At 36.1% G+C, this 12,202-nt stretch carries 10 protein-coding genes; 4 read left to right on the top strand and 6 right to left on the bottom strand.

Annotated elements, in window-relative coordinates:
• Positions 1-29: 29 nt before the first annotated feature.
• On the bottom strand, positions 30-659 hold the full coding sequence (locus ACFSR3_RS16645) for a rhomboid family intramembrane serine protease (protein ID WP_379822605.1): 630 nt from the start codon (positions 657-659) through the stop codon (positions 30-32).
• 91 nt (positions 660-750) lie between these two features.
• On the opposite strand from ACFSR3_RS16645, the gene ACFSR3_RS16650 reads away from it, so the two are divergent.
• The gene (locus ACFSR3_RS16650) at positions 751-1,632 is read left to right on the top strand and encodes a lysophospholipid acyltransferase family protein (protein ID WP_379822608.1); all 882 of its coding nucleotides are present in this window, start codon (positions 751-753) and stop codon (positions 1,630-1,632) included.
• Positions 1,633-1,817: 185 nt separating this feature from the next.
• Here the strand turns inward: ACFSR3_RS16650 and ACFSR3_RS16655 are convergent, their stop codons facing one another.
• The 4 genes from ACFSR3_RS16655 to ACFSR3_RS16670 form a co-directional block, all read right to left on the bottom strand.
• The gene (locus tag ACFSR3_RS16655; protein ID WP_379822609.1) at positions 1,818-3,314 is read right to left on the bottom strand and encodes an aminotransferase class V-fold PLP-dependent enzyme; all 1,497 of its coding nucleotides are present in this window, start codon (positions 3,312-3,314) and stop codon (positions 1,818-1,820) included.
• Positions 3,315-3,439: 125 nt separating this feature from the next.
• Complete coding sequence (locus tag ACFSR3_RS16660; RefSeq protein ID WP_379822612.1) at positions 3,440-3,907, bottom strand: hypothetical protein; 468 nt, start codon at positions 3,905-3,907, stop codon at positions 3,440-3,442.
• Positions 3,908-3,911: 4 nt separating this feature from the next.
• Positions 3,912-5,576, bottom strand: a complete 1,665-nt coding sequence (locus tag ACFSR3_RS16665) for a hypothetical protein (RefSeq protein WP_379822615.1) — start codon at positions 5,574-5,576, stop codon at positions 3,912-3,914.
• Between the two features lie 138 nt (positions 5,577-5,714).
• Positions 5,715-6,938, bottom strand: coding sequence for a porin (locus ACFSR3_RS16670; protein WP_379822617.1), 1,224 nt, complete (start codon positions 6,936-6,938; stop codon positions 5,715-5,717).
• A 174-nt stretch (positions 6,939-7,112) separates the two neighbouring features.
• On the opposite strand from ACFSR3_RS16670, the gene prmA reads away from it, so the two are divergent.
• Positions 7,113-7,946, top strand: a complete 834-nt coding sequence (gene prmA, locus ACFSR3_RS16675) for a 50S ribosomal protein L11 methyltransferase (protein ID WP_379822620.1) — start codon at positions 7,113-7,115, stop codon at positions 7,944-7,946.
• A 23-nt stretch (positions 7,947-7,969) separates the two neighbouring features.
• Positions 7,970-8,245, top strand: coding sequence for an ATP-dependent Clp protease adaptor ClpS (locus ACFSR3_RS16680; protein WP_114757134.1), 276 nt, complete (start codon positions 7,970-7,972; stop codon positions 8,243-8,245).
• A gap of 51 nt (positions 8,246-8,296) precedes the next feature.
• On the opposite strand, the gene ACFSR3_RS16685 is transcribed toward ACFSR3_RS16680, so the two are convergent.
• Positions 8,297-8,827 (bottom strand): hypothetical protein, encoded by a 531-nt coding sequence (locus tag ACFSR3_RS16685; RefSeq protein WP_114757133.1) that lies wholly within the window; start codon positions 8,825-8,827, stop codon positions 8,297-8,299.
• Positions 8,828-9,185: 358 nt separating this feature from the next.
• Between ACFSR3_RS16685 and ACFSR3_RS16690 the strand changes: the two genes are divergently transcribed.
• The gene (locus ACFSR3_RS16690; protein ID WP_379822623.1) at positions 9,186-11,990 is read left to right on the top strand and encodes a triple tyrosine motif-containing protein; all 2,805 of its coding nucleotides are present in this window, start codon (positions 9,186-9,188) and stop codon (positions 11,988-11,990) included.
• Positions 11,991-12,202 lie beyond the last annotated feature (212 nt).

Here is a 12,202-nt window from a genome sequence, read left to right on the forward strand (position 1 = left end):
TTTCAAATTACGTGCCAGTTTTGGCGACATCACAGTTTTCCTGCTTTCGCCATGATCAACATAACCACTACCGGAACAGCTAACAAAATCACTACCATGGTGTTATGAAAAAGAATATCCGGTATACGAATAAGCGTAATTATAAATCCACCAATAGCACCACCAAAGTGGGCAGTGTGACCTATGTTGCCAGCTCTTGTTTTCATACCATAAATAGTAAATAACAGGTAAACTATACCAAAAATATAACCCGGCATAAAATTAACCTGCATATCAGGATAGATTAGTATTGAAGAAAATAATACTCCCATAACAGCACCCGAAGCACCTATAGCCCTATAAGACGGTTCGTTTTTATGAAAACTCAGTGTAAGCAGGCTGCCGCATATAAGACTCGCAAAATAAACCAGCAGAAAACCCAGTATTCCCATATTATATATTACCACCGGAGCAAAAAAGTAAAGCGTAAGCATATTAAAACCAAGGTGCATCCAGTCGGCATGCAGGAAAGCCGATGTAAACATGCGGTACTGTTCTCCAGCCCTGATGCTTCCTATATGAAATTCATATTTCCTGAAAAAAGAGATATCATTAAAGCCTTTATAGCTCACAATAGCGTTTATCACAATCATTGCGATAAGAACAAGGGGCAAATTCATAGATTTAAGTTTTATGTGTAAATTTAGTCAATCCTGATTCTATAGGAAACACCTTAACAAACTTATATCGTATATTTGTAAAAAAATAAGAATGCAGCTTCTCGCCTACTTACTGCTATATCCATTCATCTGGTTTATTTCTATATTACCATTCAGGATTTTATACTTTTTTTCGGATATCGTTTGTTTCATCATATACCGTATCATAGGCTATCGTAAAAAAACCGTCCGTGAAAACCTTCGCCTTACACTGGGTCATTTAAGCCCCAAAGAGCTCAAAGCAATTGAGAAAAGGTTTTACAGCCATTTTACCGACAGTTTCTTTGAGATGGCAAAAACCCTTACCATTAGCGATAAAGAGTTGCAAAAACGCTATGTTTTTGAGAATTATGAGGTAATCGAAGATCTTGAAGCTAAGGGTAAAAGCATAATTCTTTTATTAGGACATTATGCAAGCTACGAATGGCTTATTATCATGAACAGACGCCTTACCACTTACAAAGGCTATGGTGTATATAAAGTAATAAAGAACAAGTATTTTGATAGTCTTGTCCGTAAAATTCGTGGCAAATTCAATACTGAGCTTATAGGAACAAGAGAAACAATTCCTGTAATACGCCAAAACGAACGCAAGGGAGTAAAGGGTATCTATGGCTTTGTAGCCGATCAATCTCCTAAACTTGGCAAAGCACTGCACTGGGCTATGTTTTTTGGCATGGAAGTTCCTGTTTTTACAGGAGGTGAAATGCTTGCCAAAAAACAGGATATGAATATGGCTTACGCCAAAGTGAGCAAGCTTTCAAGAGGACATTATTCCGCTGCTTTTGTGGCTGTTGAAAACATAAAGGAAATTCCCGATTATAAAGTTACCGATGGATTTCTAAGGATGCTTGAGCAGCAGATACTCGAAGCTCCTGAATATTACCTGTGGACACACAAACGTTTTAAACACCGAAAAAACGATCCGGCTTAATCACTCTTTAATTTATTAGCTCCGGAGGAGCGATATATTTATAGAAAGTAAAAGACCTAACAAAAGAGCTCCGGAGGAGCGGCATATTTTTATACCGCTCTTCCGGAGCTCTTTATCATCGGAATAAAATTTTCTATAAATATGACGTCCCTCCGGGACTGAATTCAGAATATCCTTTAAAACTACTAAAGTGTAAACCACTCTTTTATCCTGTCGTTTTCAGAATTTGAAGCGTTAATGTGGCTAAATTCATTGCTTGACCTGTTGTAATTGTAATCCTTAGACCATTCGCCAAAATTCTCAGCAACAGCCTTAATGCTTTCGCAAACGTATTGTATCTCAGCATTGGTAGTTGTTGGGTGGATAGACATCCTTATCCATCCCGGTTTTTGTATCAGATCACCCGAAGTGATTTTCTCTGTAAGATAATTTGACTGCTCCTGGTCTACGTGAAGAAGGTAATGTCCGTAAGTACCGGCGCAACTGCATCCGCCACGTGTTTGTATACCAAAACGATCGTTAAGCAATTTTACACCCAGATTAAAGTGTAGTCCGTCGATATAGAACGAAATTACACCCAACCTGTTTTTATGCTGAGGCGCAAGAATATTAAGATTAGGAATATTACCCAGATAATCGAAAACGTAATCAACGATCTCCTCTTCTCTTTTAAGGATATTATCAACTCCCATCTGCTCTTTAAGCTTAACAGCCAGAGCTGTTTTTATAACCTGAAGGAAGCCCGGCGTACCACCATCTTCACGCTCCTCAATATTATCAAGGTATTTGTGCTCACCCCAAGGATTGGTCCAGCTTACTGTCCCTCCACCCGGATGATCAGGCACCATGTTTTTGTATAGCTTTTTGTTGAATATCAGCACACCTGATGTACCAGGGCCGCCAAGGAACTTGTGCGGAGAGAAGAATATAGCATCAAGATAAGATTCACTGTCAGCAGGATGCATATCAATTTTTACATAAGGTGCTGAACAGGCAAAGTCTACAAAACACACACCATTGTACTGGTGTACCAGTTTAGCGATTTCGTGATAAGGTGTTTTAATCCCTGTTACGTTAGAACAAGCCGTTACCGAGGCTATCTTTAATGTATGATCTTTATGTTCTTCAAGCAATTGTTTAAAACTGTCAAGACAAATAAGCCCTTCAGAACAAGCCGGTATAAGCACTACTTTAGCAATAGTTTCCAGCCATGAAGTCTGGTTAGAGTGGTGTTCCATGTGAGAAACGAAAACCACAGGCTTTTTCTCTTCAGGAACATTCGTAAATGCCTTCAGGTTCTCAGGTACTTTAAGCCCTAATATCCTCTGGAATTTATTTACCACCCCAGTCATACCGCTACCATCGGTAATAAGCACATCGTCTTCGCTCGCGTTAACGTGGTGCTTTATAATGTGGCGTGCTTCGTGGTACGCATTGGTCATAGCCGTACCCGAAACAGTGGTTTCAGTATGGGTATTAGCCACGAACGGACCAAAGTCGTTCAATAGTTTTTCTTCAATAGGGCGATATAGCCTTCCGCTGGCAGTCCAGTCGGTATAAACGATCTCTTTTTTGCCAAATGGCGAAACGAATTCCTGCCCTATACCTACAATATTATTCCTGAATTTCTGGAAATACTGCTCTAATGTACCCGTTAGGGTATTATCTGTTGCCTGTAACATGATGAATTAGCTATTAAACATTGCAAATTTATTAAAATTAAAACGATATAACTGGATATTTTTCATCGCAACTAATCTATACCGCCTTATTAACAAAAAATCCTGCCGAAGCAGGATTTTGTAACTTAATTGTCAATAAAAAAAGAACCGTCATTAATAAGTGTTTTTTTTAATACGATCTTTCTTTGTTTGATGTCTTTTGAATCTATTACATATACAATTTTTCTTTTTGACCCTCTTAAAATATCTATAAAGACAATACCTAGGCCATGTTTCGCAATAAAATAAAAATCAATGATTTTATCTTTATTCTTTTTTAAGAAATCTTTTCTTTTAACTTCTAAATTATCCTTACCAGGTATTTGATTACTATTAAATGTTATAAAAGATATCATCCTTTTTTGATCATCAATAAATCGATATGTATTATCAAAACCGTTTCCATAGACACGGAAATCAATATTATCTTTTTTTAAATTTAAATCAGCATCAGACTCTTCTAATAATAAATATAAAGTATCCTGTGATTTTAAATAATCGATATTCTGACTGTAAAGATTGAATGACAAAAATAAAATAAAGAATGTTTTCATAAATTTATGGTGCAAACGCTATAATTGCTCTTGTTGTATATTGCTCAAAATAGTAACGCTCAACTGAATTAATAGGATAAACTGTATCAAATGAGTCTGCCATATGTAATCCTTCTAAACTAAAATATTTAAAAAAATCACTCCAAATCCAAGTCGTAGGAATACCAGAATTAGTAGGTGGTATTGAATTGGTAGGTGCAAATATAAAACTACCACTTTCTTCTGGATTATCAACTTTTGCGATTTGTTCTTGAGTTAATAACACTTGTTTGCCCTGACTTAAAACCTCAGTCATTACCGGTATCATATGATCCACAAAAAAATTGTGTTGAGCAGGATTGCCCTGTAAACCATTATATAGTGTATTAATAACTTCCGTAAAGTCCATATTATTTATATCAGGAATACTCATTCCAATATTTGGATGTTTCAATTTAACATTCAAAAAAGCATGTATACATTCATGAATAATAATCCTTGCAATCCTAATGTCCGAACTAGTTAACAATGTATTTCTATCTATTGTTATCTGATTTGTTATAACACCTTGAGGAGATGCCACTAATTGCGTTGTACCATCAACAGGAAGGTTGTCAATTTTAAATATAGTATTAACAGAACTATTCTCTGCAAAGAGTTTCACAAATAACTCTTTAAATTTAGGTATGTCTGTCAACTTATCATATACTTTTTTAAACTTCATCCCTTCGGGAGAATTATCTATATTAGTTACATCAATATTAACTGGTGATTTGAATGAGCGACCAACATCAAAAATTAATCCTGTTTCTATCATTTCATCAATCATCTTTTTGGCATAATCCGATGCAATTTGATTAGCATAACTAAATTTACTGAAAAAATCTTGTATATTACTCTTTACTTTAGGATTATTATCCAAAAACTGTTGTTGTTCTAAAGAAAGTTTTCCATAAAATACTTCAGATGATGAAGGAGCTGTACCTGTACCACCGCCATTGCTACTATCCCCATTACTACCTGCATAACCACCAGCAAAAATATATTGAGGCCCACAACTAACATGTATAGTAATTTGATAATAAGCATCATTAGCAAAATCGCCTTCACATGTTTCTCCCGGAGCATGTAAGCCACCATGAGAGCAAGGTATAACAGTAATCGATATTGTAGTTTCACAATCATTAATCTCAAAAACATCAGATACAAAACCATTATACATCATCCATGAAGCTCGAGGATTCCCTTCTAAATCTGTTACGTCGACCTGCCCCATAAATTTTTTAACATTAAAGGGTTGTGTTGCTGAATAATTTTCTTCTGTTGGAGTATATTGTACGTAGAAACCATTTTCAACACCATAATTATCTATGGTTACAACCAAAGTTTTATAAAAAGGGGATTCTACTGAATAATTAGAAAAAAGTAAGGTATAATTATCATAATCTGCAAAATCTAGTTTCTCAAAATATGAATCTATAGTAACTGAACCATCAATCCTCTTTTCATTGTTTTTCAATATTGATTTCTTAATATCCGGATTTTTTAATAACATTAAAAGTTCGGAAGCACTAACTTTATCAATTTCTTGCGATTGTTTGTTCACATTTAATTCGTCACTTTGACAAGCGGAAAATAAGACAATTAGCAATGCGGAAAATAACAAGCTAATTTTTAATTTGTGTTTCATAAATAAATTGGTTAATTAAGCTACAAAACAAGTGCTTTTTCACTTATAAAACATCCCCATCAATGGGTATTTTACAAAACAAAACAGCCCGGCTTTGGGAAACAAAACCGGACTGCTAAATCAGAAATTAAACCCTGATTATATACCTATCTCTACCTGAAAACGTACGTAAAAATTATGTTTAGAAGAATTATCAAAATAGTTTAGCTCATCATAAGTAAATTCAAGCTGTGCTTTAAAAGCGTGCTCCCATACATATTTGGTAAGACCTAATGTATACTGATTAGCGTCCGGAGCTATGGCAGCGATATCTTTATGTGCCTTTTGTGTTGAAAAACGACCAATAATCTGGTAGTGGGAAGGGAAAACGTAACTTAGCTCATAGTCATAACCATGACCTGTATAAATGAAACGAGTATCAGTTGCATCATCAGGATTCACCGTAATTGGGTCATTGGCCATACGTTGCATATAAGCTGTCATAAAAGCCCATCCGTTGTATTTAAACATACCGTCTAAAAGTAATGTCTGCATATCTCTTTTTTCAAAAAGATCCAAGCCAAGCTGTCCGCCTGTTCTTCTTGCAAGGTCATTGTACTGATACGCGCCCGAAACCATGAATTTAGGCTTAGGTTCTCTCTTGATATCCCCTTCAAAGAAAGCACCATCTTTAGTAAAAGCTCCTAACGGATATAATTCTAATTTACCTGTATAGGCAAGTCCGTTATCGGGTTTGTCTGTTGAATTTCTTCCTTCACCGGTGGTTATTGCCCCCCTTGCTGCATAAGAGAATTTATCCATTTCCTCACGTTGATTGTGTACCTGGAAACCAAAGTCCCTGTCTATGGTAAATCTTGCATTATTAATACTTCTGTCAGTAAGCTCAAGACCACCCGATGAGTTTACACGCTGGCGGTTACCCGGAAGTTTCGTCTGTCCGAAACCAAAACTCCAGTGTTTGTTAGGCCTATAGAACACAATCGCATCACGAATTATATTAATATTTTCTCCATCCTGTGCCGGCCCGACATCGCCCGGAGCAAAAGATAACTGGATCGCATAAATGAATTTAGGGTTACCTACGTAACCATCAAAACGTAGCCTTAAACGACGTATCTCTGCTGAAATTGCCCCATCTTCATCTTCATTTTGTATATACGTAGCACGGTTCTGCATCCTGAAACGGATGTTGAACTGAAAGATACTATCCGGTGAGGTAAGCCCTACTCCTTTTCCATAATTATAATATGGAAGCGCAGATAGTTTAAGGTCATTATCGGTAGTGGTCTTCTTAATGATAGGATCCTGTGCCATTGCACTAAAACCAACAAGGATAATTAATAACGTAAAAATGTTTTTCATTTAAGAGTGTTTCAAAAAATTATATGTTATTTCGTGTTTACTTTTCATTGTTCCCGAGTCGATTTTAGTAAGACTTTCTTCTCATACGGAGGCACTGTAAAGTTTGCGCAAACTTAATATTAATTATTACTACGCAATGTTACCTAAATGTTACCTTTGCGGAAAATTAAAGTTATGTCAAACATATATATTGGATACCATTTTACGGTAGAACCCAAAGAGTTAGGCTCTGAAATATTGATTGCCGAGTTAGGCGAAACACCTTTTGAAAGTTTCATTGAAACTGAAAATGGGCTTTCGGCTTACATCCAAAAACAGTTCTGGAACGAAAATATCCTGGAAGATATATTCATTTTAAGCTCTCCCGATTTTAAAATCGAATATACTTTTGAAGAAATCGAACAGGTTAACTGGAATGAAGAATGGGAAAAGAATTTTGAACCGATTGATGTAGATGACACCTGCCGCGTGCGTGCGCCTTTTCACGAAAAGACAAGCGCTAAGTATGATATCGTGATCGAGCCTAAAATGAGCTTCGGCACCGGGCATCACGAAACTACCTTCATGATGATTCAGCACCTGCTTGAAACAGAACTTGAAGGCAAAAAGACCCTGGATATGGGTTGTGGCACTGCTATTCTTGCTATTCTTGCCGAAATGCGTGGCGCCCAGCCTATTGATGCTATAGATATTGATAACTGGTGTTACCTGAACTCTATAGAAAATGCCGAGCGCAATAATTGTCACCATATTAGTGTATATGAAGGTGATGCCGCCTTGCTAGAAGGCAAACAGTATGACGTTATTATTGCTAACATCAACCGTAACATATTATTAAACGATATGCAGCAGTATGTTGACTGCCTGAACAAAGGTGGTATTTTACTGTTAAGCGGCTTTTATGAAGAAGACATTCCGGCAATTGATGCTTCGTGTACAGAAAAAGGGCTTACCTTTGCAAAAAAATTCAGCAGGAACAATTGGGTTTCGCTAAAATATGTAAATTAGCATTTTAGATTAAGTATTTGAAGATGAGCACAAGAGAAAAAGTATTAGAAGAGGTACTCGTTGAAGAAGCAGTTGGCAATAATAACGAGATAGTGTTGTATAATGATGATGTAAATACTTTTGACCATGTTATCGACACCTTAATGAGAGTATGCAAGCATACGGCAGAACAGGCCGAACAATGCTCTCTGATAGTGCATTACAATGGAAAATGCACTGTTAAGACCGGCGAATTAAAGGATTTAAAGCCTCAGTGTACTTTGTTGCTGGAAGCTGGCCTTAGTGCTGAGATCATATAAAAAAACGGATGCTAAAAGCATCCGTTTTTTTTCATAGCAATTGTTTAGCAATTATTTTTTGTAAACATACTCAGTTGCTCCCGGTACAAGTACGGCTGCACCTTCGTCATTCCTGTCCGGGTATGTAGACAATATAGTGTTATCAGACCAGCTAAGCTCTGTACCAATTTTAGTAAACTGGCGTGTTGCTGTCTGCCCGTTATCGTCATAAGTTAACGTAATTAGTGCATTGTTTGGATCGGCTGCCGGTTGCGAAGTATACACACCGGTTACTGTTTTTGTTTCTGCACATCCTGCTTCACCACCACTTACCAGAATACCAGTAATTTTATATTCAAATGTATTGTCTGAATTTAAAACGATTCTTCCGTTGTTGTAGCAATCTGATTCTTCCATCTGATTGATATGTGAATCGTTATCCTGGTCGAAATCAGTTTCAGCAGCTGTATTTACCTCTTTAAGGTTATACGTTCCTTCAATCTTTACATTTTCGCTAGTGCTGTTGTTGTCATCATCACTACACGACGTAAATCCTAAGCCCGCAACTGCAAGCATGCTCACAAATAAATTGATCTTTTTCATGTCTTTTAAAATTAAATTAAGTGAATGTTAGTGAGACAAATCTATCCCTGAACATTCTTAATAATATTTTAAAAACCATTATTTAAACTTACTTTAACTTACTCATTACTCCAAAAACAAGCGTAATTCTTTACCCTACAAGTGTTTTGCTGTTTTTTCAAAAAAAAGCCTTAAACAGACTTTAACATTAAAATTTAACTGGATTTTTAACAACATCCCACACAATAAGCCACCAAAACAATAATTAGCGTATGATTCCATCGAAAAAACAATGAATCTGTATCAGTTTATTTCTTACCACTTCCAATTCTTTAGTAGTAATTGTATATTCGTATAAGTATTATAAAAACCTTCAGCCTTGATCAAAAAATTACTTTCACTGTATATTATCCTACTTGCATTGTTTACAAATGCTCAGGAGCTGCCACCTATCGTAAAATTCAGTGCATCGAATTATAATGCAGGAAATCAAAACTGGATGATATCCCAGGATAAAAGCCGCTTTATGTATTTTGCCAATAACGAAGGCCTTTTGGAATATAACGGTACTGAATGGACCTTGTATCCATCACCCAATGAAACTATAGTGCGTTCGGTGAAGGTAATTGAAAAAAGGATATACACGGGCTGTTATATGGAATTTGGTTATTGGGAAAGACAACAGGACGGAAAATTAAAATACTTCTCATTAAGCCAATCGATAAAAAATAAAATAGTTGACGATGAACAATTCTGGAACATTACCCAGTATGATCATTGGGTTATTTTTCAATCGTTAAGCCAGATATTTATTTATGACTCAAAAAACAAATCTTTTAATATTATAAAACCCGAAACCGGAGTAAACAAGATTTTTAGCGTTAACAATAAAATTCTCTATCAAACCTTTGGTACCGGATTATATGAAATTGAAAACGGAAAAAGCAAACTTGTCTCGGCTAATCCGGTCATAACCGGCAATAAGATTGTCAGTGTTTATGACCGTAATGAAGCCCTTCTGATACAAACGCAGCTTAACGGTTTTTACGAACTAAAGAACAATAACGTAACCAAATGGGCAACTCAGGCCGATACAGAATTGCAAAACAGCAGCATATACAGTGGCCAGATGCTTAGCAACGGTAGCTTAGCTCTGGGATCAGTATCTAATGGTATATATATTCTGAATCCTGCAGGTAAGATAAAATACCACATTACCCAAAATAAGGGACTTAGCAATAACACCGCGCTGTCTCTATATGAAGACCGCGACCGGAATTTATGGATTGGTCTTGATAATGGTATAAACTGTATTAATTTACAGTCGGCTGTGCGAAGTTTCGTTGACGACACAGGCTTTTTAGGAACAGTATACACCTCTATACTTCACAATGGGCTGTTGTATATAGGAACGAATCAGGGATTATTTTACAGGAGCTATTCGGCCAACGAAGATTTTAAATTCATTCCCGGCACTAAAGGCCAGGTATGGTCTTTATACACTTACGACAATACTCTTTTTTGCGGACATGATTCAGGAACATATATAATTAATTCAAGTAAAGCCACAAGAATATTTGATAAATCCGGAACATGGAAGTTCGAAAAACACCCCTCAAACCCCAATATGCTGCTTCAGGGGAATTATCACGGTATATCAGTGTTAGAAAGAATCAGTGGCGGATGGAAATTCAGGAACTGGATAAAAGGCTTCGACTATTCGAGTCGCTATTTTGAAACACTGGGTGAAAATGATATTTATATCAGCCACGAATATAAGGGAGTATTCAGAATAGTAACAGACAAAGATTATACAAGAGTAGTACAGTCAGTCGCCTATAAATCTCCAGCAAAAGGTAAAAATGCCAGCCTTAGCAAATTTAATAATGATGTTTATTATGCATCAAAAGATGGTTTTTTTAAAGTTGACCCTAAAACAAAAGCCTTTATAAAACAACCCGAGCTTTCTAAAGTATTTACTAAAGATGAATACACCTCAGGAAAACTAACCCCTGACAATTCGGCCAAACTATGGTTCTTTACCAGAGACTATATTAATTATTTTTCGGCAGGTAAGCTCAATGCTGAACTAAAACACAATATAATACCTATTCCCTCTTCGCTTACCAACTCGATGTTGGGATTTGAAAACATCACGCAAATAAGTCCAAGTACATATCTTATTGGTACCACTGATGGCTATTACACTATAAACATAAACGACCTTAATTTTAATACTTATAATGTAAGTATTACCAATGTTACTTCAAACAGGCTTAACCAAAGCGGAATACTTCATAGTATTAACAATAAAGGAAGTTTTAAATACAAAGAAAACAACCTTACGTTTTCCTATACAGTTCCTGAATATGGTAAATATGTAAATGCACAGTTCCAGTATATGCTTGAGGGCATGCAGGACGAATGGAGCGAATGGAGTGGCAAACCCTCCGCAAACTTCAAAAACCTACCTTCGGGGCATTATGTGTTCAGGATAAGGGCAAAAACCGGCAACTCTATATCGGGCAACATCGCAGCATATGAATTTACCATACTAAAACCCTGGTATGCTACCAATCTTGCACTATTCATTTACCTGATACTGGTAATTATTGCCGCCTACATGATAAACCGTACCTACAAGAATTATTACCAGAGGCAAAGAGAAAAGCTTATTGAAGAAAATAACAGGCTTCTTGAGATAAAAGAACTTGAAAATGAGCAGGAACTTATGAAAATAAAGAACCAACAGCTCGAACAGGACTTTGAAAGCAAAAACAGGGAACTTGCCGTATCTACAATGAACCTCATCAAAAAGAATGAGCTGTTATCCATGATTAAAGACGACCTCAAGAAAAATGCCGAAGGTAGCGAAAGGAATGTCAAATCGGTAATAAGCACCATCAACAAGAACATAAATGAAGATGACACCTGGGATATGTTTAAAGAGGCCTTTAATAATGCCGATAAAGACTTCCTTAAAAAAGTGAAAAGTGCCCATCCTTCGCTCACCCCTAACGATCTTAGATTATGTGCTTATCTGAGACTAAACCTTTCTTCAAAAGAAATCGCTCCATTGCTTAACATTTCAGTAAGGAGTGTTGAGATTAAACGATATCGTTTGCGAAAAAAAATGGAATTATCTCATGAATTAGGGCTTGTTGAGTACATTCTTTCAATATAGTCAACCACAACATAAAGCGAAATCACCTATACATCACCTATACAAAGTGGGTATTTACAAGGTTTTCGTAGAAATCCTAATTCATTTTATAATTAGTTAAAACGCTGTTAATAGTGGCTTTAAGGCATAATTGTGTTAGAAAACTAAATTAATTTCGAAATGTATATTTTTTGTAGGGGTTAATTTTATTCTTTCTAATTAATTGTGATATA

Origin of the sequence: Flavobacterium suzhouense (genome assembly GCF_042684765.1) — a bacterium.
GTDB lineage: Bacteria > Bacteroidota > Bacteroidia > Flavobacteriales > Flavobacteriaceae > Flavobacterium > Flavobacterium suzhouense.